Annotated in this window: 20 protein-coding genes; 14 read left to right on the top strand and 6 right to left on the bottom strand. The window is 65.3% G+C overall.

Features of this window, described 5'->3' with window-relative positions:
• The first annotated feature begins 66 nt into the window (after nt 1-66).
• On the top strand, nt 67-1,050 hold the full coding sequence (locus EWH21_RS21765; RefSeq protein ID WP_277699300.1) for an alpha/beta hydrolase family protein: 984 nt from the start codon (nt 67-69) through the stop codon (nt 1,048-1,050).
• Here EWH21_RS21765 and EWH21_RS21770 read toward each other — a convergent pair.
• The 3 genes from EWH21_RS21770 to EWH21_RS21780 are packed head-to-tail and all read right to left on the bottom strand — an operon-like array spanning nt 1,047 to nt 3,498.
• The gene (locus EWH21_RS21770) at nt 1,047-1,805 is read right to left on the bottom strand and encodes a DnaJ domain-containing protein (protein WP_277699301.1); all 759 of its coding nucleotides are present in this window, start codon (nt 1,803-1,805) and stop codon (nt 1,047-1,049) included. The genes EWH21_RS21765 and EWH21_RS21770 overlap by 4 nt on opposite strands.
• Nucleotides 1,805-2,476 carry an N-acetylmuramate alpha-1-phosphate uridylyltransferase MurU gene (gene murU / locus EWH21_RS21775; RefSeq protein ID WP_277699302.1) on the bottom strand — a complete coding sequence of 224 codons (672 nt, stop codon included), beginning with the start codon at nt 2,474-2,476 and terminating at the stop codon, nt 1,805-1,807. Before murU ends, EWH21_RS21770 begins: the two co-directional genes overlap by 1 nt.
• The gene (locus EWH21_RS21780) at nt 2,473-3,498 is read right to left on the bottom strand and encodes a phosphotransferase (RefSeq protein ID WP_277699303.1); all 1,026 of its coding nucleotides are present in this window, start codon (nt 3,496-3,498) and stop codon (nt 2,473-2,475) included. Before EWH21_RS21780 ends, murU begins: the two co-directional genes overlap by 4 nt.
• 124 nt (nt 3,499-3,622) lie before the next feature.
• Here EWH21_RS21780 and EWH21_RS21785 point away from each other — a divergent pair, with 124 nt between their 5' ends.
• From EWH21_RS21785 to EWH21_RS21840, 12 genes are all read left to right on the top strand, one after another.
• Nucleotides 3,623-6,454 (top strand): LPS-assembly protein LptD, encoded by a 2,832-nt coding sequence (locus EWH21_RS21785; RefSeq protein WP_277699304.1) that lies wholly within the window; start codon nt 3,623-3,625, stop codon nt 6,452-6,454.
• Nucleotides 6,435-7,727 (top strand): peptidylprolyl isomerase, encoded by a 1,293-nt coding sequence (locus EWH21_RS21790; protein ID WP_277699305.1) that lies wholly within the window; start codon nt 6,435-6,437, stop codon nt 7,725-7,727. Before EWH21_RS21785 ends, EWH21_RS21790 begins: the two co-directional genes overlap by 20 nt.
• A 99-nt stretch (nt 7,728-7,826) precedes the next feature.
• Entirely contained in the window at nt 7,827-8,819 is a 993-nt protein-coding gene (pdxA, locus tag EWH21_RS21795) for a 4-hydroxythreonine-4-phosphate dehydrogenase PdxA (RefSeq protein WP_277699306.1), read from the top strand.
• A gap of 112 nt (nt 8,820-8,931) precedes the next feature.
• On the top strand, nt 8,932-9,741 hold the full coding sequence (gene rsmA, locus EWH21_RS21800) for a 16S rRNA (adenine(1518)-N(6)/adenine(1519)-N(6))-dimethyltransferase RsmA (protein WP_152489734.1): 810 nt from the start codon (nt 8,932-8,934) through the stop codon (nt 9,739-9,741).
• Between the two features lie 29 nt (nt 9,742-9,770).
• On the top strand, nt 9,771-10,151 hold the full coding sequence (gene apaG / locus EWH21_RS21805; RefSeq protein WP_277699307.1) for a Co2+/Mg2+ efflux protein ApaG: 381 nt from the start codon (nt 9,771-9,773) through the stop codon (nt 10,149-10,151).
• Nucleotides 10,151-10,969 (top strand): symmetrical bis(5'-nucleosyl)-tetraphosphatase, encoded by an 819-nt coding sequence (locus EWH21_RS21810; RefSeq protein ID WP_134676493.1) that lies wholly within the window; start codon nt 10,151-10,153, stop codon nt 10,967-10,969. The genes apaG and EWH21_RS21810 overlap by 1 nt, the downstream gene beginning before the upstream one ends.
• A gap of 41 nt (nt 10,970-11,010) precedes the next feature.
• On the top strand, nt 11,011-11,340 hold the full coding sequence (gene glpE / locus EWH21_RS21815) for a thiosulfate sulfurtransferase GlpE (protein WP_277699308.1): 330 nt from the start codon (nt 11,011-11,013) through the stop codon (nt 11,338-11,340).
• A gap of 284 nt (nt 11,341-11,624) precedes the next feature.
• The gene (locus tag EWH21_RS21820) at nt 11,625-13,547 is read left to right on the top strand and encodes a PrkA family serine protein kinase (RefSeq protein WP_277699309.1); all 1,923 of its coding nucleotides are present in this window, start codon (nt 11,625-11,627) and stop codon (nt 13,545-13,547) included.
• Nucleotides 13,548-13,658: 111 nt separating this feature from the next.
• On the top strand, nt 13,659-14,930 hold the full coding sequence (locus EWH21_RS21825; RefSeq protein ID WP_277699310.1) for a YeaH/YhbH family protein: 1,272 nt from the start codon (nt 13,659-13,661) through the stop codon (nt 14,928-14,930).
• Nucleotides 14,931-14,940: 10 nt separating this feature from the next.
• Nucleotides 14,941-16,506 (top strand): SpoVR family protein, encoded by a 1,566-nt coding sequence (locus EWH21_RS21830; protein WP_150606771.1) that lies wholly within the window; start codon nt 14,941-14,943, stop codon nt 16,504-16,506.
• Nucleotides 16,507-16,567: 61 nt separating this feature from the next.
• Entirely contained in the window at nt 16,568-17,080 is a 513-nt protein-coding gene (locus EWH21_RS21835; RefSeq protein WP_277699311.1) for a hypothetical protein, read from the top strand.
• A gap of 88 nt (nt 17,081-17,168) precedes the next feature.
• Nucleotides 17,169-18,398 carry a multifunctional CCA addition/repair protein gene (locus EWH21_RS21840; protein WP_277699312.1) on the top strand — a complete coding sequence of 410 codons (1,230 nt, stop codon included), beginning with the start codon at nt 17,169-17,171 and terminating at the stop codon, nt 18,396-18,398.
• Nucleotides 18,399-18,515: 117 nt separating this feature from the next.
• Here EWH21_RS21840 and folK read toward each other — a convergent pair whose 3' ends face one another.
• Both folK and folB read right to left on the bottom strand, forming a co-directional pair.
• Nucleotides 18,516-19,043: a 2-amino-4-hydroxy-6-hydroxymethyldihydropteridine diphosphokinase gene (folK, locus tag EWH21_RS21845; RefSeq protein WP_047589147.1), complete on the bottom strand. Its 528-nt coding sequence runs from the start codon at nt 19,041-19,043 to the stop codon at nt 18,516-18,518.
• Complete coding sequence (gene folB, locus EWH21_RS21850) at nt 19,034-19,390, bottom strand: dihydroneopterin aldolase (protein WP_037055034.1); 357 nt, start codon at nt 19,388-19,390, stop codon at nt 19,034-19,036. The genes folK and folB overlap by 10 nt, the downstream gene beginning before the upstream one ends.
• Before the next feature lie 75 nt (nt 19,391-19,465).
• On the opposite strand from folB, the gene plsY reads away from it, so the two are divergent.
• Nucleotides 19,466-20,035 carry a glycerol-3-phosphate 1-O-acyltransferase PlsY gene (gene plsY / locus EWH21_RS21855; RefSeq protein ID WP_037055037.1) on the top strand — a complete coding sequence of 190 codons (570 nt, stop codon included), beginning with the start codon at nt 19,466-19,468 and terminating at the stop codon, nt 20,033-20,035.
• A 56-nt stretch (nt 20,036-20,091) separates the two neighbouring features.
• Here plsY and tsaD read toward each other — a convergent pair whose 3' ends face one another.
• Entirely contained in the window at nt 20,092-21,117 is a 1,026-nt protein-coding gene (tsaD, locus tag EWH21_RS21860) for a tRNA (adenosine(37)-N6)-threonylcarbamoyltransferase complex transferase subunit TsaD (RefSeq protein ID WP_037055039.1), read from the bottom strand.
• Nucleotides 21,118-21,282 lie beyond the last annotated feature (165 nt).

The raw sequence follows: 21,282 nt of genomic DNA on the forward strand, positions 1-21,282 counted from the left end.
AGCCGTCGCCTGACAAAAGCGGAGCCCGGCATTAGGCTCTGTAGCAGATCATCAGGAGCTCGAACGATGCGCCCCCTCTCTCTCTTTCTGCTCGGACTCTGCCTGTCTTGCAGCCCCGCGACCTGGGCACAGGAAACCAGCGATGCAGCGGCAAGCGAAAATCCCGATGGCGCCGGCCCCGGCAACGAGCGCCCGGCCCTGCCGGAGCGCAGCGTCAGCGAAGCACTGGCCCTGGAACAACGCCTGGACAAGCGCGAGCAGCAGATGCTGCAGGCCGGCGACGAAAGCTTCCTGGCGCTGTGGCTCCCGGCCAACGTCGGCGAGCCCAGCGGCGTCGTGATTCTGGTGCCCGGTGACGTGGAAAACGCCGACGGCGCGGCCGCCGTCGGCCCGTTGCGGCGCAAGTTCCCCGATGCGGGCTGGCACAGCCTGAGCCTCACCCTGCCGGACCCGGATGGCGACCCCGTTCCCCTGCGCGATGAAGCCACTGAAACGCCCCCACCGGCGGCAGACGGCGCGGAAACGTCGCCGAGCACCGAGCCGACCACTGCCGACAGCGTCGAGCCTGCGGAAGGTGCGGCAGCCCCCGAGATCAGCCCGGAGCAACGACGGCAGAAGCATGTCGAGCGCGTCATGGCGCGAATCGATGCCGCGATCGCCTTCGCCGAACAACGCCAGGCCAAGGAGATCGTGCTGCTCGGTCATGGCAGCGGGGCGTACTGGGCAGCGCGCTATCTCAACGAGCGCAAGCCGGCCAACGTGCACAACCTGCTGATGGTGGCAGCCGAGCTACCCGCCGGGTTCGCACCACCACTGGATGAACTGGTGCCGGAGCTGCCCGTGGCCACCGGCGACTTCTACTACAAGGACCAGGCCAGCGAACGCAGCGCCGCCCTGAAACGCCTGCAGGCCAGCAAGCGCGCCAAGCTGCCCACCTATATACAGGTGGCGATGAAGGCCCTGCCGGGCAACCTGGCCGTGCAGGACGAACAGCTGTACCGCCGCCTGCGCGGCTGGCTGCAACTGCACATCCGCGCCAGCGGCGGCTAGCGCAGGTCCCGGCGCTGACGAATCAGCGCATAGGCCTGATGCAGCTGACGCGTGGTCTCGGTCGCTTCGCGAATCCGCTCGGGCGAGGCACCGGAACCGGCCAGCTTGTCCGGGTGATGGCGGCTGAGCAGACGACGATAGGCGCGCTTGATCTGATCGGGCTCGCTGCTCTCGCTGACCCCGAGCAGGCGCAGCGCCTCCTGGTAGCTGCCACCCGCCGGGGCCGGCTGCTGGCTGCGGCGCGGCGCATATTCCTCGCCCAGGCGCTCCAGGCGTGCACTGTCCCAGCCGAGCCACTTGCCCCACAGCAGGATCAGCTCGTGCTCGCTGGGCGACACCCGCCCGTCGACCCAGGCCATGCGCCAGCAGGCCCGCAACAGCGCATCGGCCCGCTCGCGCTGACGCTGCAGCGGCGTGCGCAGGTTGTCACGCCCGGTCTTGCCGCGCGCGAAGGACTCGATGGCGCGGCGCTGGCCCGCCTCGTCCAGGCCCAGACGCTGCATTTCCGAACGGGCCTGCTGGATGTGGCTCTGCACCACCCGCCCGTCACTCTTGGCCAGGCGCCCGAGCATCAGGAACAACAGCTGGTCGTCGCCAGGCGTAGCCCGGCCAAGGCGCTCACGCAGGTTGTCCCACCCGTGCAGACGCAGGCGTCGGTCCAGCACCTGGCCAAGCAGGCCGCCCAGCAATGCGCCGGGGATGCTGGCGAGGGCAAGCCCCGCTGCCGCACCAAGCAGAGTGGCCGGCCACAGCACTAGGGCGACTCCTGCAGCACACGCTCGACATCGGCCAGACGCTCATGCGTACCGACATCGATCCAGCGCCCCGCATGTCGCTCGCCACTGACCAGCCCTCGCGCCATCGCCTGGCGCAGTAGCGGTGCCAACTTGAACGCCCCCGGTTCACAGCCCTCGAACAGTTGCGGACTGAGCACCGCCAGCCCGCTGTAGGTGAGACGTTCGCCAGCCCCCTGGCCGTCGGAGACCTGTCCGTCAGCCAGGAGGAAGTCGCCCTGCAGGTGGTGTTCGGGATTGTCCACCAGCACCAGATGAGCCAGCCCGGCCAGCGGCTTGCGCAACTGGGCGAAGGCGTAGTCGGTGAAGATATCGCCATTGACCACCAGGAACGGCTCATCACCCAGCAACGGCAAGGCCTTGAAGATGCCGCCGCCGGTCTCCAGCGGCTCGCCTTCCGGCGAATAGCGGATGATCACGCCAAAGCGCGAGCCGTCGCCGAGATGGTCCTCGATCTGCTGGCCGAGCCAGGCGTGGTTGATCACCAGCTCGCTGAAACCGGCAGCCGCCAGCGCACGCAGGTGATACTCGATCAACGGCACGCCGGCCGCACGCACCAGCGGCTTCGGCGTGTGCAGCGTCAACGGGCGCAGTCGCTCGCCCTTGCCTGCGGCCAGAATCATCGCCTTCATGCGCCCACGGCCTCCACGGACTCCAGGCTGGCGAACAGCTCGCCCAGTTCGGCCAGCTCCGGCCGGCGTGCCAACACCGCCTGGATATAAGCGAAGAAGCGCGGCACATCGGCGAGGTACTTGGGTTTGCCGTCGCGATGGCAGATGCGCGCGAAGATACCGATGACCTTGAGGTGACGCTGCACCCCCATCAGGTCACTGGCACGCAGGAAATCCTCCAGCGACGCCTGCACCGGGATGCCGGCCGCCCGCGCCCGCTCCCAGTAGCCCTCCAGCCAGCCCTGCACACGCGCCTCGGGCCAACTGAGGAAGGCATCCTTGAACAGGCAGGTGATGTCGTAGGTCACCGGACCGTAGACCGCATCCTGAAAATCCAGCACCCCGGGGTTGGGACTGCTCTGCATCAGGTTGCGCGGCATGAAGTCGCGGTGCACCAGCACCTTGGGCTGCGCCAGGGCACTGTCGATCAGACAGCGGCTGATGCGCTGCCAGGCGGCCTCCTGCTCGGCCGTGAACTCGCGCCCCAGCTGCCGCTGCACGTACCACTCGGGAAACAGCTGCAACTCCCGGTGCAACAAGGCCTCGTCGTAATGCGGCAGGTCCTGGTCGAGCGGCAGGCGCTGCTGCTGGAGCAGCGCCTCGATGGCATCGTCGAACAGTGCATCGGCGTTGTCCGGGTCGATCACATCCAGATAGGTCTGCCGCCCCAGATCATCGAGAATCAGGAAGCCCTGCTCGATATCGGCCGCCAGTACCTGCGGCACATGGACGCCGGCGCTGGCCAGCAATCCGGCGATACGCACGAAGGGCGTGCAGTTCTCCTGAGGGGGCGGCGCATCCATCAGGATCAGGCTGCGCTCGCCCGCCTGCCAGCGAAAGTAACGCCGGAAGCTGGCATCGCTGCTGGCGGGGCTCAGCTCGGCGGGCGGTACCGCTCCCCAGCCGCGCTCGGCGAACAGCTTTGGCAGTTGCCCGGCGAGCCAGGCGTGCAGTTGTTGCAGACGTACATCGTGTTCAGACATCAAGGGGTCTCCGACGGCGCTAGCCGTTGCGCGGGTCATGCTTTATTATCCAGCATCTTTTTCAGCCCATCGAGAGGCGTGCGGCCCCCGGGCCGATAGCGCGCAGGAAGCCCGGACTAACAAGATGGCAGTAAAACACCCCGCGTTCCGCAAGAAATTTCCACTGCTGGTTACCGGCAGCTTTCTGGCCCTACAGCCCGTGTTCAGCCTACAGTCCTTTGCCGCCGAGCAATACGATTGCCAGGTGTCGCCCACGGGCGGCTGGGCTTGTGCGCCGAAGACAGCCACCAGTGCCCTGCCACCTCGCCCGCAGCACAGCCGCAATGCGGTCAGCACCACGGCTGGCACGACCGCTGAGGCCGTCGCCAAGCAGGATGCCGCGCCGGTGCTGGTCACCGAAAGCGGGGGCCGCGCACTCGCCTCGCGCAGTGCCGACTACAGCCACCTGGACTGGGTCCCGCGTGACAAGTTGACCGCCGCGCAGCTGGCCGAAGCCGGTCCGTACTGCGCAGGTGCCTACGTCGAGCCCTTGCGCCCAGGCATGGATGACACCACGCCGCTGAGCGAGGCGCCGATGTACGTCTCGGCCAAGGCTTCGCGTTTCGAGCAGGAAAAGCAGATCGCCACCCTCGCTGGCGACGTGGTGCTGCGCCAGTCCGGCCTGCAGGTCGAAGCCGACGAGGCCAGCCTGCACCAGACGGAAAACCGTGGCGAACTGGTCGGCAACGTGCGCCTGCGCGACAAGGGTGCATTGGTCGTCGGTGACCGCGCCGAGCTGCAGCTCGACAACGGCGAAGCCAAGATCGACAACGCCGAGTACGTCATGCATCAGGCGCACGTACGTGGCAGCGCGCTCTACGCCAAGCGCGAAGAGACCGCGATCATCCGCCTCAAGGACGGCACCTACACCCGCTGCGAGCCGGGTGACAATGCCTGGCACCTGAAAGGCAACAACATCACGCTGAACCCGGCGACCGGCTTCGGTACCGCGACCAACGTGACGCTGCGGGTCAAGGACATTCCGGTGTTCTACACGCCGTACATCTACTTCCCGATCGACGACCGTCGCCAGTCCGGCTTCCTGCCGCCCAGCCTCGGCAGCTCTAGCGGCAGTGGCTTTTCGCTGCAGACGCCTTACTACTTCAACCTCGCGCCGAACTACGACGCCACCCTGTACCCCACCTACATGGCCAAACGCGGCCTGCTGATGGAAGGCGAGTTCCGCTACCTGACGGAGAGCAGCGAGGGTCAGGTCGGAGGCGCTTGGCTGAACGACAGCGAAGACGAGCGCAAGCTGCAGTCCGAATACGAAGACCAGCGCTGGATGTACAGCTGGCAGCACAAGCAGGGCCTGAATTCGCGCCTGCTGGCTGAGGTCGACTACACCGACATCAGCGATCCGTACTACTTCCAGGATCTGAACACTGACCTGGGCATCGAGACAGCGACCTACGTCAACCAGCGCGGCACCCTGACCTATCGCGGCGACAGCTACCGTGCACGCCTGAACCTGCATGCCTACGAGTTGGCCAACATCACCGACGTGACGCCGTACGACCGGCTGCCGCAGATCACCCTGGACGGCAAGCTGCCGTTCAAGCCGGGCGGTCTCGACTTCACCTATGGTGCCGAGTATGTGCGTTTCGACCGCAACCTGCGCTCGGGTTACTTCGTCGACAAGGACGGCTTGACCGGGCGGCCGCAAGACCTCTGGTACGACGCGCGCCTGACCGGCCTGAACCGTGCCGACGGCGAGCGCCTGCACCTGGAGCCAGGTGTCAGCCTGCCGCTGAACTGGAGCGGGGGGTTCATCAAGCCCCAGGTCAAGTACCTGCACACGCAATATCAGGTGAACCTGGACGGCCTGGGCAGATCGCAAATTGCTGGCGCGACAAATGCTCTCGACGATCCGAATCGCCAATGGTTCGGCGTGGACTACAAGCGCTCGCCCAACCGCGGTGTCGGCCTGTTCAGCGTCGACAGCGGCCTGTACTTCGACCGCAACACCCAGCTGTTCGGCAAGGACTTCCGCCAGACCCTCGAACCGCGTGCGTTCTACCTCTACGTACCGGAAGAAGACCAGACCGACATCCCGATCTTCGACACCAGCGAACCGACCTTCAGCTACGCCTCGCTGTGGCGCGAGAACCGCTTCAGCGGCAAGGACCGCATCGGTGACGAGAACAAGCTGTCGCTGGGCCTGACCAGCCGCTGGATCGAGCCGAACGGTTTCGAGCGCCAGCGTGTCAGTATCGGCCAGGCCTTCTATTTCGAAGACCGCAAGGTACAGCTGGCCGGCATCAATTACCGCGACCGCGCCGAGTCGACCGCCGACGTCTCGCCGTACGCCCTGGAGTACCTGTATCGCTTCAACCGCGACTGGCGCTTCGCCTCGACCTTCAACTGGGACCCGGACCAGCACGCCACCCGCTCGGGCAGCGCGATGTTCCATTACCAGCCGGAAGCCAACCCGAACAAGGTGGTCAACTTCGGCTATCGCTATCGTAACGACACCGTGCGCTACGACCGTGACAGCGGCACCTGGACCACCAACCCGGACTACGGCAACCCGACCCTTAACGATGGCACGCCGAACCCGAACTACATCAAGGACTACTACAAGATCGACCAGCATGACTTCTCCGTCATCTGGCCGCTGGCTCCGCAGTGGAGCCTGATCTCGCGCTGGCAGTACGACTATGGCCGCAACCGTACCCTCGAAGCCTTCGGTGGTTTCGAGTACGACAGTTGCTGCTGGAAGCTGCGCCTGATCAACCGCTACTGGATCGACTACGACGAAGTCAGCCTCGACCCCTCGCGCAACGACGAGGCGGACCGCGGCATCTTCCTGCAGATCGTCCTCAAGGGCCTCGGCGGTGTCGTAGGCAACAAGGTGGAATCTTTCCTCGACCAAGGCATTCAAGGTTACCGTGAACGTGAAGACCAAGCTTTCTGATTGCCTGCGCCCCCTGCTGTTGGGCGCAGCACTGCTGGCGGCAACGGCTCAGGCCCAGGTTCGCCCTCTGGATCGCGTCGTGGCCATCGTCGACAACGACGTGGTCATGCAGAGCCAGCTCGACGCGCGTCTGCGCGAAGTTCAGCAGACCATCGACAAGCGTGGCGGCACCCTGCCGCCCGAGCACGTGCTCAGCCAGCAGGTGCTCGAGCGCCTGATCATCGAGAACATTCAGCTGCAGATCGGCGAACGCTCCGGCATTCGCATCACCGACGAGGAGCTGAACCAGGCCATGGGCACCATCGCCCAGCGCAACGGCATGTCCCTGGAGCAGTTCCGCCAGGCACTGGCGCGCGACGGTCTGTCCTACGACGACGCCCGTGACCAGGTGCGCCGCGAGATGATCATCAGCCGTGTACGCCAGCGGCGCGTCGCCGAGCGCATCCAGGTCACCGACCAGGAAGTGCAGAACTTCCTCGCCTCCGACCTGGGCAAGATGCAGCTGTCGGAAGAGTTCCGCCTGGCCAACATCCTCATTCCGGTATCCGAAGGCGCATCGTCCAGCGAGATCCAGGCTGCCGACCGCCAGGCGCAGGAGCTGTATCAGCAACTGCAACAGGGCGCGGACTTCGCCCAGCTGGCCGTGGCTCGCTCGGCCAGCGAGAACGCCCTGGAAGGCGGCGAGATGGGCTGGCGCAAGGCCGGCCAGCTGCCGCCACCGTTCGATAGCATGGTCAGCGCCCTCAACCCGGGCGAAGTGACAGAGCCTGTACGTACGCCCGGCGGCTTCATCATCCTCAAGCTGACCGAGAAGCGTGGCGGTGACACCCAGGTACGTGACGAAGTGCATGTGCGCCACATCCTGATCAAGCCGAGCGAAATCCGCAGCGAAGCCGAGACCCGTCGCCTGGTCGAGCGTCTCTATCAGCGCATCCTTGCGGGCGAAGACTTCGCCGAACTGGCGAAGAACTTCTCGGAAGATCCGGGTTCCGCCCTCAACGGTGGCGACCTCAACTGGATCGACCCGAACGCGCTGGTGCCGGAGTTCCGCAAGGTCATGAACGACACCCCGAGCGGCGAACTGTCCAAGCCGTTCAAGAGCCCCTACGGCTGGCACGTGCTGCAGGTGCTGGGCCGTCGCGCTACCGACACCAGCGAGCAGTTCCGTGAGCAACAGGCCGCCAACCTGCTGCGCAACCGCAAGTACGACGAAGAGCTGCAGGCCTGGCTGCGCCAGATCCGCGACGAAGCCTACGTCGAGACCAAGCTGTAACAGCGACGCTGTCTGAACGAGCCCGGCCCTGTGCCGGGCTTTTTCGTTATCGGCCCGGCGGCGTACACTGACGCCCCGTCGCCCGCACAGAGATCCGCCATGACGCTCCCCCGCTTTGCCCTCACCCCAGGCGAGCCAGCCGGCATCGGTCCCGACCTCTGCCTGCTGCTGGCACGCGAGGCGCAACCGGCGCCGCTGGTGGCGATCGCCAGCCGTGAACTGCTGGCCGAGCGCGCCAGGCAACTGGGCCTGTCCATCGAGCTGCTGGCGGTCGAGCCGCAGCGATGGCCGGACGCTCCCGCAGCGGCGGGCAGCCTGTACGTCTGGGACACGCCCCTGGCCGTCGCCGCAGAACCGGGCAAGCTGGCAGCCGCCAACGCCAGCTATGTCCTGCAGACCCTCACCCGCGCAGCCCGGGGCTGCCTGGATGGCACCTTCGCCGGGATGATCACGGCCCCCGTGCACAAGGGCGTGATCAACGAGGCGGGCATCGCCTTCTCCGGCCACACCGAGTTTCTCGCCGACCTCACCCAGACCTCGCAGGTGGTGATGATGCTGGCGACCCACGGCCTGCGCGTGGCCCTGGTCACCACCCACCTGCCGCTCAAGGATGTCGCGGCCGCGATCACCGCGGAGCGCCTGGAGCGTGTCACCCGCATCCTGCACGCCGACCTGTGCAGCAAGTTCGGCATCGCCGCGCCGCGCATCCTGGTCTGCGGGCTCAATCCGCACGCCGGTGAAGGCGGCCACCTGGGGCGCGAGGAGATCGACATCATCGAGCCGACGCTGCAGCGCCTGCGCGCCGAGGGCATGAACCTCATCGGCCCGCTGCCAGCCGACACCCTGTTCACCCCCAAGTACCTGGACCAGGCCGACGCAGTGCTGGCCATGTATCACGACCAGGGCCTACCGGTGCTCAAGTTCAAGGGCTTCGGCGCCGCGCTGAACGTCACCCTGGGGCTGCCGATCATCCGCACCTCGGTGGACCATGGCACCGCGCTGGACCTGGCCGGCACTGGCAAGGTGGACATCGGCAGCCTGCAGGTCGCCCTGCAAACTGCCTACCAGATGGCCGCCAGCCGCACGGATTGAGCCACTGGGGCCAAGGCCCATACCCCTGGCGCCATTCGCTGGTAAACTGTGCGACTTCCCTTTTTGCATCCAGCCTCGGCCACCACGCGTCGAGCTGCTCGCGGAGCCGTACATGTCCGAATACCAACACCGCGCGCGCAAGCGCTTCGGCCAGAACTTCCTGCATGATGCCGGCGTGATCGACCGTATCCTGCGCGCCATCCGCGCCAAGGAAGGCGAGCGCCTGCTGGAGATCGGCCCGGGCCAGGGCGCTCTGACCGAAGGCCTGCTGGGCAGCGGCGCGCAACTCGACGTGATCGAGCTGGACCTCGACCTGATTCCCATCCTGCAGAACAAGTTCGGCGACAACCCGCGCTTTCGCCTGAATCAGGGCGATGCGCTGAAGTTCGACTTTTCCCGCCTCGAGGCCGCGCCGCACAGCCTGCGCGTGGTCGGCAACCTGCCCTACAACATCTCCACGCCGCTGATTTTCCACCTGCTGGACAACGCGCCACTGATTCGCGACATGCACTTCATGCTGCAGAAGGAAGTGGTCGAGCGCATGGCCGCCGGTCCTGGCGGCGGTGACTGGGGCCGCCTGTCGATCATGGTGCAGTACCACTGCCGCGTGGAGCATCTGTTCAACGTCGGCCCCGGCGCCTTCAATCCGCCGCCGAAGGTCGACTCGGCCATCGTTCGCCTGGTCCCGCATGAGACCTTGCCGCACCCGGCCAAGGACCATCGCCTGCTGGAGCGCGTCGTCCGCGAGGCCTTCAACCAGCGCCGCAAGACCCTGCGCAACACGCTCAAGCAGCTGCTGCCGGCCGAGGCCATCGAGGCCGCCGGGGTGGACGGCAGCCTGCGCCCCGAACAGCTGGACCTGGCCGCCTTCGTCCGCCTGGCCGACCAGCTGGCCCTGCAGCCCGGCGCGGCTCAGGACTAAACTGCAATCACGCTCAACGGGTTTCCTGCATGTCCGACCCTCGTTATCAGATCGACGTCAGCGTCACCACTCGCTACCTGCCCGCGCAATCGCAGCCGGAGCAGAGCCGGTACGCGTTCTCCTACAAGGTGACCATCGTCAATAACGGCGAGTTGCCGGCGCAGCTGCTGTCGCGCCACTGGATCATCACCGACGGTGACGGCCGCGTGCAGGAAGTGCGCGGTGCGGGCGTCATCGGCCAGCAGCCGCACATCGAGCCGGGCGCCAGCCACACCTACAGCAGCGGCACGGTCATGGCCACCCAGGTGGGTACCATGCAGGGCAGCTACCAGATGCTCGCCGAGGACGGCAAACGCTTCGACGCCATCATCGCTCCCTTCCGCCTGGCAGTGCCGGGAGCCCTGCACTGATGGCCGTGTATGCCGTGGGTGATCTGCAGGGCTGCCTGAAACCGCTGCAATGCCTGCTCGAACGAGTCGCCTTCGACCCGACCAGGGACCGGCTCTGGCTGGTCGGCGACCTGGTCAACCGCGGCCCGCAGTCGCTGGAAACCCTGCGTTTCCTCTATAGCATCCGCCAGGCCGTGACCTGCGTCCTGGGCAACCATGACCTGCACCTGCTGGCCGTGGCGCACAATATCGAGCGCCTGAAGAAGGGCGACACCCTGCGCGAGATCCTCGACGCCCCGGACCGCGCCGATCTGCTCGACTGGCTGCGCCTGCAGAAACTGGTACACCACGACGCCGAACGCAAGGTCACCCTGGTGCATGCCGGCATTCCGCCGCAATGGACGCTGAGCAAGGCCTTGCGCCGCGCGGCCGAGGTCGAGGAAGTCCTGCGCGATGACGCGCGCCTGCCGCTGTTTCTCGACGGCATGTACGGCAACGAGCCGGCGAAATGGAACCGGGAGCTGAGCGGCGTGACGCGCCTGCGGGTGATCACCAACTACTTCACCCGCATGCGCTTCTGCACCGCCGACGGCACCCTGGACCTGAAAACCAAGGAAGGCATCGGCAATGCGCCCCCCGGCTTCGCCCCCTGGTTCAGCCATCCACAGCGCAAGATGCGCGGCGAGAAGATCATCTTCGGCCACTGGGCCGCACTGGAAGGCAACTGCCGGGAACCCGGCCTGCATGCCCTCGACACCGGCTGCGTCTGGGGCGGTGCGATGACCCTGCTCGACGTCGACAGCGGCGAACTCCATCGCTGCACCTGCCCCAAGGCATGAGCGCCAGCAGCGCTCCCACGAATCACGCAAAGGCCCCGAACATGAGCGAATTCAAGCGAATCTCCCCGCAACAGGCACAAGAGCTGCGCGCCCAGGGCGCCGTGGTGGTCGACATCCGCGACCCGCAGAGCTTCGCCAACGGCCACATCAGCGGCTCGCGTCACCTGGACAACCACTCGCTGCATGACTTCATCACCCATGCAGACCTGGATGCACCGCTGATCGTCTCCTGCTACCACGGCAACTCCAGCCAGGGCGCTGCCGCCTATCTGGTCGGCCAGGGCTTCTCCGACGTCTACAGCCTCGACGGCGGTTTCGAGCTGTGGCGCGCCACCTACCCGGACGAAACCGCGCAAAGCGCCGAAGAATAAATTTCGCCCAGCGGCAAGCCCCGCCCGCTCTGGCCTGCCGCCGTTTCCCGAGGCACGGTAACATTCAGTTATCGTTGTCCCGCCCTTGACCATTCGCAGAACGAACTATTCTGTTACTCAGGCCATCCCACTGAAGGTAGAGCCGGTCAACCGGCATCGGGCCATCGGTAACGACTTTTAGGTTTTGGGGGATTCTTCCCGACTTGTCTCTGAGCCGGGGTTACCCAGCACCTGTACGCACGACCGATCCCGAGCCAGCTTTCAGCATCGAGCGAGGTGAAGTCATGAGTATTTTCAGTCACTTCCAACAGCGTTTCGAGGCGACCCGCCAGGAGGAGTACTCGCTGCAGGAGTACCTCGAACTGTGCAAGCAGGATCGCAGCGCCTACGCCACTGCGGCCGAGCGCCTGCTGATGGCCATCGGCGAACCCGAGCTGCTCGACACCTCGAGCAACTCGCGACTGTCCAGAATCTTTTCCAACAAGGTCATCCGTCGTTACCCGGCCTTCGCCGACTTCCACGGCATGGAAGAGTGCATCGACCAGATCGTCTCCTACTTCCGCCACGCGGCACAGGGCCTGGAAGAGAAGAAACAGATCCTCTACATGCTGGGCCCGGTTGGCGGCGGCAAGTCGTCGCTGGCCGAGAAGCTCAAGCAACTGATGGAGAAGGTGCCCTTCTACGCCATCAAGGGCTCGCCGGTGTTCGAATCGCCCCTGGGGCTGTTCAACGCCACCGAGGACGGTGCGATCCTCGAGGAGGACTACGGCATCCCACGCCGCTACCTCAACTCGATCATGTCGCCCTGGGCGACCAAGCGCCTGCAGGAATTCGGCGGCGACATCAGCCAGTTCCGCGTGGTCAAGCTCTACCCGTCGATCCTCAACCAGATCGCCGTGGCCAAGACCGAGCCGGGCGACGAGAACAACCAGGACATCTCCGCACTGGTCGGCAAGGTGGACATCCGCAAGCTGGAGGACTTCCCGCAAAACGACGCCGACGCCTACAGCTACTCGGGCGCGCTGTGCCGGGCCAACCAGGGCCTGATGGAGTTCGTCGAGATGTTCAAGGCACCGATCAAGGTGCTGCACCCGCTGCTCACCGCTACCCAGGAGGGCAACTACAACAGCACCGAAGGCCTCGGCGCGATCCCCTACAGCGGCATCCTGCTGGCCCACTCCAACGAGTCCGAGTGGCACAGCTTCCGCAACAACAAGAACAACGAGGCCTTCATCGACCGCATCTACATCGTCAAGGTGCCGTACTGCCTGCGCGTCAGCGATGAGGTGCGCATCTACGACAAGCTGCTGATCAACAGCTCGCTGGCCAAGGCCCACTGCGCGCCGGACACCCTGAAGATGCTGGCCCAGTTCTCCGTGCTCAGCCGCCTGAAGGAGCCGGAAAACTCCAACATCTACTCGAAGATGCGCGTCTACGACGGCGAGAATCTCAAGGACACCGACCCGAAAGCCAAGTCGATCCAGGAATACCGCGACGCCGCCGGTGTCGACGAGGGCATGAACGGCCTGTCGACGCGCTTCGCCTTCAAGATCCTTTCCAAGGTGTTCAACTTCGACCCGCATGAGGTGGCCGCCAACCCGGTGCACCTGCTCTACGTGCTGGAGCAGCAGATCGAGCAGGAGCAGTTCCCGGCCGAAGTGCGCGAGCGCTACCTGCGCTACATCAAGGAGTACCTGGCGCCGCGCTACATCGAGTTCATCGGCAAGGAGATCCAGACCGCCTACCTGGAGTCCTACAGCGAGTACGGCCAGAACATCTTCGACCGCTACGTGCTGTACGCCGACTTCTGGATTCAGGACCAGGAGTACCGCGATCCGGAAACCGGCGAAATCCTCAATCGCGTGGCCCTCAACGAGGAGCTGGAGAAAATCGAGAAGCCGGCGGGCATCAGCAATCCGAAGGATTTCCGCAACGAGATCGTCAACTTCGTGCTGCGCGCCCGTGCCAACAACAACGGCAAGAACCCCACCTGGCTCAGCTACGAGAAGCTGCGTGTGGTCATCGAGAAGAAGATGTTCTCCAACACCGAGGACCTGCTCCCGGTCATCAGCTTCAACGCCAAGGGCAGCAAGGAGGAACAGCAGAAGCACAACGACTTCGTCAAACGCATGGTCGAGCGTGGCTACACCGAGAAGCAGGTGCGCCTGCTGTCGGAGTGGTACCTGCGGGTTCGCAAATCGCAATAACGGCAGCGGCAAGCGCCAGGCTTCGAGCTGGCGGAACGAACGCAAGCGCTGGTCGCCCGGCGCTTGCTTGCAGCTTGTGGCTTGCAGCTTGAAGCAGCCCCGGAGGGGCCTATGAGCTATGTGATCGACCGGCGCCTGAATGGCAAGAACAAGAGCACGGTGAACCGCCAGCGTTTCCTGCGGCGTTACCGTGAGCACATCAAGAAGGCGGTGGAGGAAGCCGTCAGCCGGCGCTCCATCACCGACATGGAGCATGGCGAGCAGATCAGCATTCCCGGCCGCGACATCGACGAGCCGGTGCTGCACCATGGGCGCGGTGGCAAGCAGACCATCGTCCACCCCGGCAACAAGGAATTCACCACCGGCGAACGCATCCCCCGGCCGCAGGGCGGTGGTGGTGGTCGTGGCAGCGGCAAGGCGAGCAACTCCGGCGAGGGCATGGACGAGTTCGTCTTCCAGATCACCCAGGAGGAGTTTCTCGACTTCATGTTCGAGGACCTGGAGCTGCCCAACCTGGTCAAGCGCCACCTGACCGGGGCCGAAACCTTCAAGACCGTCCGCGCCGGCATCAGCAACGAAGGCAATCCGTCGCGCATCAACATCGTGCGGACCCTGCGCTCGGCCCACGCCCGGCGCATCGCGCTATCCGGCTCCAGCCGCGCCAAGCTGCGCGAGGCCAAGGTCGAGCTGGAGCGCCTGCGCCGCGAAGAACCGGACAACTTCGGCGACATTCAGGAAGTGGAGGCGGAGATCGAGCGCCTCAGCGCGCGCATCCACCGCGTGCCCTTCCTCGACACCTTCGACCTCAAGTACAACCTGCTGACCAAGCAGCCCAACCCCAGCTCCAAGGCCGTGATGTTCTGCCTGATGGACGTGTCCGGCTCCATGACCCAGGCCACCAAGGACATCGCCAAGCGCTTCTTCATCCTTCTGTACCTGTTCCTCAAGCGCAACTACGACAAGATCGACGTGGTGTTCATCCGCCACCACACCAGCGCCAAGGAAGTCGACGAAGAGGAGTTCTTCTACTCCCGCGAGACAGGCGGCACCATCGTCTCCAGCGCCCTGAAACTGATGCAGGAAGTAATGGCCGAGCGCTACCCGATCAACGAGTGGAACATCTACGCCGCCCAGGCGTCGGACGGCGACAACTGGAACGATGATTCACCGATCTGCCGGGATATATTGATCAATCAAATCATGCCGTTCGTGCAGTACTTCACCTACGTCGAGATCACCCCACGCGAGCACCAGGCGCTGTGGTTCGAGTACGAGCAAGTGGCCGAGGCGTTCGCCGACAGCTTCGCCCAGCAGCAACTGGTTTCCGCAGCGGACATCTACCCGGTGTTCCGCGAACTCTTCCAGCGTCGTCTGGTGAGCTGAGGGCCGAGTCATGAGTGCCACTGCCAAGAAACGTGAACCGCTGTCCACCGGTTCGGAATGGACCTTCGAGCTGATTCGCGCCTATGACCGCGAAATCTCGCGCATCGCCGAACGCTATGCGCTGGACACCTACCCGAACCAGATCGAAGTCATCACCGCCGAACAGATGATGGATGCCTACGCCTCGGTCGGCATGCCGCTGGGCTACCACCACTGGTCCTACGGCAAGCACTTCCTCGCCACCGAGAAAGGCTACAAGCGCGGGCAGATGGGCCTGGCCTACGAGATCGTGATCAACTCCGACCCGTGCATCGCCTACCTGATGGAGGAGAACACCATCTGCATGCAGGCGCTGGTGATCGCCCATGCCTGTTACGGCCACAACAGTTTCTTCAAGGGCAACTACCTGTTCCGCACCTGGACCGATGCCAGCTCGATCATCGATTACCTGGTGTTCGCCAAGCAGTACATCATGCAGTGCGAGGAGCGCTACGGCATCGACGCGGTGGAGGAACTGCTCGACTCCTGCCATGCCCTGATGAACTACGGCGTCGACCGCTACAAGCGGCCCTATCCGATCTCGGCCGAGGAGGAACGCAAGCGCCAGAAGGACCGCGAAGAGCACCTGCAGAAACAGATCAACGACCTCTGGCGCACCATCCCACGCAGCGCCGACAAAGGCGGCGAGAAGGACAGCAAGCGCTTCCCGGCCGAGCCACAGGAAAACATCCTCTACTTCCTGGAGAAACACGCGCCGCTGCTGGAGCCCTGGCAGCGCGAGGTGATCCGCATCGTGCGCAAGATCGCCCAGTACTTCTACCCGCAACGCCAGACCCAGGTGATGAACGAAGGCTGGGCCACCTTCTGGCACTACACGCTGATGAACGACCTGTACGACGAGGGCCTGGTCACCGACGGCTTCATGATGGAGTTCCTGCAGTCGCACACCAGCGTGGTCTACCAGCCGCCATTCGACAGCCCCTACTACAGCGGCATCAACCCTTATGCCCTGGGCTTCGCCATGTACCGTGACATCCGCCGCATCTGCGAGGAGCCCACCGATGAGGACAAGCACTGGTTCCCCGACATCGCCGGCAGCGACTGGCTGACCACCCTCAAGTTCGCCATGACCAGCTTCAAGGACGAGAGCTTCATCCTGCAGTTCCTCTCGCCCAAGGTGATCCGCGACTTCAAGCTGTTCGGCATCCTCGACGACGACCAGAAGGACGAGCTGCTGGTGCCGGCCATTCACGACGAGTCCGGCTACCGCACCATCCGCGAACTGCTCGCCGCCCAGTACAACCTGGGCAACCGCGAGCCCAACGTGCAGATCTGGAACATCGACCGACGCGGCGACCGCTCGCTGACCCTGCGCCACCAGCAGCACGACCGCAAGCCACTGGGCGATTCCACCGAGGAAGTGCTCAAGCACCTGCACAGGCTGTGGGGCTTCGATATCCACCTGGAGGTCTGCCAGGGCGACCAGCTGATCACCACCCAGCACGTGCCGCCACGCGGCAGCGCCGAGGGGGACAGCGAGTACCCACGCCTGGACCTGGTGATACCACCCATTTGATCGGTTGCCGAAGATCGCAGCAGATACCAGCATCGCAGGCAGACTCCGCGAGAGACAGCGCATGCGAATCTTTCTGGTGCTCCTGTTGTGCCTGGGGCTGGCCACCTGCGCCAGCCACGTGCCGCAGGCGCGCATCCTCAGCCCGGCCGATGCCTCGCTCGCCGGGCAACACAGCTACGAACTGATCGACCCAAAGCGCAGCCTGGAGGGTGAGCCTCCCTTTCCCGAGCGCTATCGCCAGTTGCCTCAGCTGCTGCGTCACGGCCTGTCAGCACGCGGCTATCACCAGAGCCGACCGCCGCAGCTGCGCGTCTACTACTGGCTGGCCGTGCAGGACAGCCCGCTGACGTTCAAGGTCGACACACCTGCGCCCAACCCCCTGGGCCCGTACCAGGCCATGCATCGCCTGCGTGACGAGACCGGCGTGCTGCGCCTGCGCCTGACCGACCTGGACGGTGACATCCTCTGGGAAGGCGTGATCAGCACCGGACTGAGCCCGGCGCACGACAGCGCCGAGCTGCTGGAGCGTGCCACCCAGGCGCTGACCGAGCAGATCCCCCTGGCCACGCCATAGGCAGCGCCGCAAGCAGCAGCCAATCGACTCGGGCCCACGCAGCCCGGGCCAATCTTCGATATCCTCTGCGCTCAGTGGAGGATCAGACATGCAGATCTACAAAGTCGGCGGCGCCGTGCGCGACCGCCTGCTCGGGCGACCGGTCACCGATATAGACCGGGTGGTGGTCGGCGCCGATGCCGAGCAGATGCTCGCGCTCGGCTATCGGCCGGTCGGCGAGGACTTCCCGGTATTCCTCCACCCGCAGAGCGGGGAGGAATACGCTCTGGCCCGCACCGAGCGCAAGAGCGGGCGCGGCTACGGCGGTTTCACCTTTCATGCCAGCCCCGACGTCACCCTGGAAGAGGACCTGATCCGCCGCGACCTGACCATCAACGCCATGGCCGAGGACGATCAGGGTACGCTGTTCGACCCCTACGGCGGTCAGCGGGATCTTGCCGCGCGCGTACTGCGCCACGTTTCCCCGGCCTTCGCCGAAGATCCGTTGCGGGTCCTGCGCGTCGCCCGTTTCGCCGCACGCTATGCGCCAATGGGCTTCAGCGTGGCGGAGGAGACCCTGGCCCTGATGCGCCAGCTGGCCGAATCCGGCGAACTGGCGCACCTCACCGCCGAGCGCAGCTGGAAGGAAATTTCCCGCGCCCTGATGGAGCCGCGCCCGGATGTGTTCGTCCAGGTACTGCGTGACTGCGGCGCCCTAGCGGCCCTGCTGCCTGAGGTCGACGCCCTGTTCGGCGTGCCGCAACCAGCCGCGCACCACCCGGAGATCGACACCGGCGTGCACGTACTCAGCGTGCTGCAACAGTGTGCCGAGCACGAGCAGCCACTGAGCGTGCGCTGGGCCAGCCTGCTGCACGATGTCGGCAAGGGCCTGACGCCGGCCGAGCAATGGCCACGGCATATCGCCCACGAGCACCTGGGGCTGAACCTGATCCAGGCGATCAACGAACGCTGCAAGGTGCCGCGCGACTGCGCCGAGCTGGCCTTGCTGGTTGGCGAGTTCCATACCCATGGCCACCGTGCACGGGAACTGCGCGCCTCGACACTGCTGGAGCTGCTGCAACGCTTCGATGTGTTCCGCCGCCCGCAACGCTTCGCCGAATTCGTCGCGGCCTGCGAGATGGACGCACGCGGGCGCCTGGGCCTGGAGCAACGCGACTATCCGCAGGCCGCCTACCTGCTGGGCGCTGCCGAAGTCGCGCGCCAGGTAGCGGTGAAGCCGTTGCTGGATAAGGGCTACAAGGGTGCGGAACTGGGTGAAGCGCTCAATCGCGAACGCCTGAACGCACTCAAGGCCTACAAGGAACGCGAGCAAGCCTAGCCCGGATGCAATCCGGGGCGGCATGCGCGCAGGTCGCGGATTCCACTTGGCTACAACCGAACGCCCGCCGTAGCCTCAAGGCACGGCATCTCCAGGCACTTGCAGCCGGGCTCGGTGCTACGCGGACGCCAGCAGTTCGGCCGGTGTCAGCGCGCTGTCACGCCACTGGAAGGCGGCCGGCCAGAGCTGCTGGTCGATCTGCGCCGAGCCCCAGAGCTCGGCGAACGAGCGGCCGTCGAGCGGGTGGCAGGTCTCGGGAGCCAGCAGCGCCAGCGGCCAGAGCACGAAGGCGTTCTTGAGAATCTCGGCACGCGGCAGGATCAGACCGTTGAAGTTGCCCACCTGCTCGCCATACAGCAGCACGTCGATATCCAGCGGCAGGCCCTTGCGGTCCGGGGCATAGCGGCCGTTGTCGGCTTCGATGAACTTCAGCCGGCGGTCCAGCTCCAGCAGCGGCAGCTCGGTGTCCCCGACCACCACCAGGTTGAAGAAATTACCGCTCTTGATGCCCACGGCATGGCTCTCGAACACGGGCGAGCAGCGCATGTCGCCGAGCATTGCGGCCAGCGCCTCGAGCCCGGCGACGAGATGCGTCTCGCGCTCGATATTGCTACCGAGACCGAGAAAGACCCGAGTCAGAGACATCCGCGCTCGATCTCCACACCCACGCCACCACGCGCCGCCGGCACGGCACCGGGCTTGGTCAGCTTCAGGCGTATCCAGGGAATGTCGAACTCGGCCATCAGGGTCTGCACCAGACGCTCGGCGAAGGTTTCCACCAGGATGAACTGCGACTCGGCGGCGAACGCCTGGATACGCGTGGAAACGCTGGCGTAGTCGAGCGCCAGGTTGAGGTCGTCACCGGCCGCAGCCGGGCGGTTGTCCCAGGCCATGTGCAGATCCAGCAGCAGGCACTGGCGAATCTCGCGCTCCCAATCGTAGGCGCCGATCACCGTGTCGACCTCCAGCCCCTCGATAAATACTCTGTCCACCCACACTCTCCGCGCCACGACAAGGGCGCCGTACCTCGTTAGAATCGGCCCACCCCATGCCCTGGAATGGCCACCATGTTCTGGCTTCTGGCGATCCTCGCCTATCTGCTCGGCTCGTTGTCCTTCGCCATCCTGCTCAGTCGCCTCGCAGGCGGCCCTGACCCGCGCGCCAGCGGCTCGGGCAACCCCGGCGCCACCAACATGTTGCGGGTGGCCGGCAGGAAGCTCGCCGTCATGACCCTGATCGGTGACCTGCTCAAGGGCCTGCTGCCGATCCTGATCGCCAAGCTGCTGGGCCTCGGCCTGCACCAGCAAGCCTGGATCGGCCTGGCTGCGGTGGTCGGCCACCTGTACCCGCTGTACTTCCGCTTTCGCGGCGGCAAGGGCGTGGCCACTGCCGCCGGCATGTTACTCGGGCTCTACCCACCCGCGGCACTGCTCGCCCTGGCGGCCTGGGCCCTGGTGTTCCTGCTGACCCGCACCAGCTCGCTGGCCTCGCTGATCGCCACGCCGCTGACGCTGCCCCTGCTGGCCTGGCAACAACCCGCCGCCCTGCTGCCCGCCTGCGTACTGACCGGCCTGATCGTCTGGCGCCATCGCAACAACCTGCGCGATCTGTTCGCCGGGCGCGAGCGCCGTTTCTGAACGACCGGCAGGAAAGAATTCGCGGCTGAAGCCGCTCCTGCAGGGCACACCCTCGATCAGATCGCCGGCAGCGACTCCATCGGCCAACGCGCCTGCACCTTGATCGCCAGATCCTCGTGCTGCCCAGCCAGCAGACGCTGGCAACCGGCGTAGGCGATCATCGCGCCGTTATCGGTACAGAAGCGCGGGCGAGCATAGAACACCTTGCCCTTCAGCTCGCCCAGCATGCGTTCCAGATGCTCACGCAAAGCCTTGTTCGCGCTCACCCCACCGGCGATCACCAGGCTGTTCAGCCCCGTCTGCTTGAGCGCACGCTTGCACTTGATGGTCAGAGTCTCGACGACTGCCTGCTGGAAGGCCAGCGCGATGTCGCGACGGGCTTGATCGAGGTCGTCATCGCCGTCACGGCACTGCTGCCAGGTATTCAGGGCGAAGGTCTTGAGGCCGCTGAAACTGAAATCCAGGCCCGGGCGATCGGTCATCGGCCGCGGGAAGACGAAACGCCCCGGCGTACCCTGCTCGGCCAGCTTGGCGATCTCCGGGCCGCCGGGGTAATTCAGCCCCATCAGCTTGGCCGTCTTGTCGAAGGCTTCACCTGCCGCGTCATCCAGCGACTCGCCGAGCAGCTGGTACTGGCCGATGCCATCGACGCGCACCAGCTGCGTGTGGCCGCCCGACACCAGCAAGGCGACGAACGGAAACGCAGGCGGCTGCTCTTCGAGCATCGGCGCCAGCAGATGACCTTCCATATGGTGTACACCGACCGCCGGAATGCCCCAGGCGAAGGCCAGCGCCTGCGCACAGGAGGCGCCCACCAGCAGCGCACCGACCAGGCCGGGCCCGGCGGTGTACGCCAGCGCGTCGATATCGCCCGGCGCGCGCCCGGCCTCGTCGAGCACCTGGCGAATCAGCGGCAGCATGCGCTTGACGTGGTCGCGCGAAGCCAACTCGGGCACCACGCCGCCATATACACGGTGCAGATCGATCTGACTGAACAATGCGTCGGCCAGCAGGCCGCGCTCACTGTCATAGAGCGCGACGCCGGTTTCATCGCAGGAGGTTTCCAATCCCAGTACGAGCATGGAGCTTGAGCCTTGGTTTGCCGCGTGGAACAAAGGCGCGCATGATAAGCGCCGCCCGGCGGAGCGGCCAGCGCTTTTCGATCAGAGGGCTTTGCATTCCTCGGCCCGAGGCGGTAACATCCGCAACCCTTAAAAACCGACGCACCCCGAGCCACATTGCCGGGT

It is taken from the genome of Pseudomonas sp. REST10 (assembly GCF_029542605.1).
Lineage (GTDB): Bacteria > Pseudomonadota > Gammaproteobacteria > Pseudomonadales > Pseudomonadaceae > Aquipseudomonas > Aquipseudomonas khazarica.

Excerpts from the sequence above, each read along its gene's own strand:
- tsaD (WP_037055039.1), bottom strand. The coding sequence starts at position 21,117 with ATGCTCGTACTGGGATTGGAAACCTCCTGCGATGAAACCGGCGTCGCG.
- apaG (WP_277699307.1), top strand. The coding sequence starts at position 9,771 with ATGTCCGACCCTCGTTATCAGATCGACGTCAGCGTCACCACTCGCTAC.
- EWH21_RS21835 (WP_277699311.1), top strand. The coding sequence starts at position 16,568 with ATGCGAATCTTTCTGGTGCTCCTGTTGTGCCTGGGGCTGGCCACCTGC.
- folK (WP_047589147.1), bottom strand. The coding sequence starts at position 19,043 with ATGTCTCTGACTCGGGTCTTTCTCGGTCTCGGTAGCAATATCGAGCGC.
- EWH21_RS21780 (WP_277699303.1), bottom strand. The coding sequence starts at position 3,498 with ATGTCTGAACACGATGTACGTCTGCAACAACTGCACGCCTGGCTCGCC.
- murU (WP_277699302.1), bottom strand. The coding sequence starts at position 2,476 with ATGAAGGCGATGATTCTGGCCGCAGGCAAGGGCGAGCGACTGCGCCCG.
- plsY (WP_037055037.1), top strand. The coding sequence starts at position 19,466 with ATGTTCTGGCTTCTGGCGATCCTCGCCTATCTGCTCGGCTCGTTGTCC.
- pdxA (WP_277699306.1), top strand. The coding sequence starts at position 7,827 with ATGACGCTCCCCCGCTTTGCCCTCACCCCAGGCGAGCCAGCCGGCATC.
- rsmA (WP_152489734.1), top strand. The coding sequence starts at position 8,932 with ATGTCCGAATACCAACACCGCGCGCGCAAGCGCTTCGGCCAGAACTTC.
- EWH21_RS21825 (WP_277699310.1), top strand. The coding sequence starts at position 13,659 with ATGAGCTATGTGATCGACCGGCGCCTGAATGGCAAGAACAAGAGCACG.
- EWH21_RS21810 (WP_134676493.1), top strand. The coding sequence starts at position 10,151 with ATGGCCGTGTATGCCGTGGGTGATCTGCAGGGCTGCCTGAAACCGCTG.
- EWH21_RS21840 (WP_277699312.1), top strand. The coding sequence starts at position 17,169 with ATGCAGATCTACAAAGTCGGCGGCGCCGTGCGCGACCGCCTGCTCGGG.
- EWH21_RS21785 (WP_277699304.1), top strand. The coding sequence starts at position 3,623 with ATGGCAGTAAAACACCCCGCGTTCCGCAAGAAATTTCCACTGCTGGTT.
- EWH21_RS21765 (WP_277699300.1), top strand. The coding sequence starts at position 67 with ATGCGCCCCCTCTCTCTCTTTCTGCTCGGACTCTGCCTGTCTTGCAGC.
- EWH21_RS21820 (WP_277699309.1), top strand. The coding sequence starts at position 11,625 with ATGAGTATTTTCAGTCACTTCCAACAGCGTTTCGAGGCGACCCGCCAG.
- glpE (WP_277699308.1), top strand. The coding sequence starts at position 11,011 with ATGAGCGAATTCAAGCGAATCTCCCCGCAACAGGCACAAGAGCTGCGC.
- EWH21_RS21830 (WP_150606771.1), top strand. The coding sequence starts at position 14,941 with ATGAGTGCCACTGCCAAGAAACGTGAACCGCTGTCCACCGGTTCGGAA.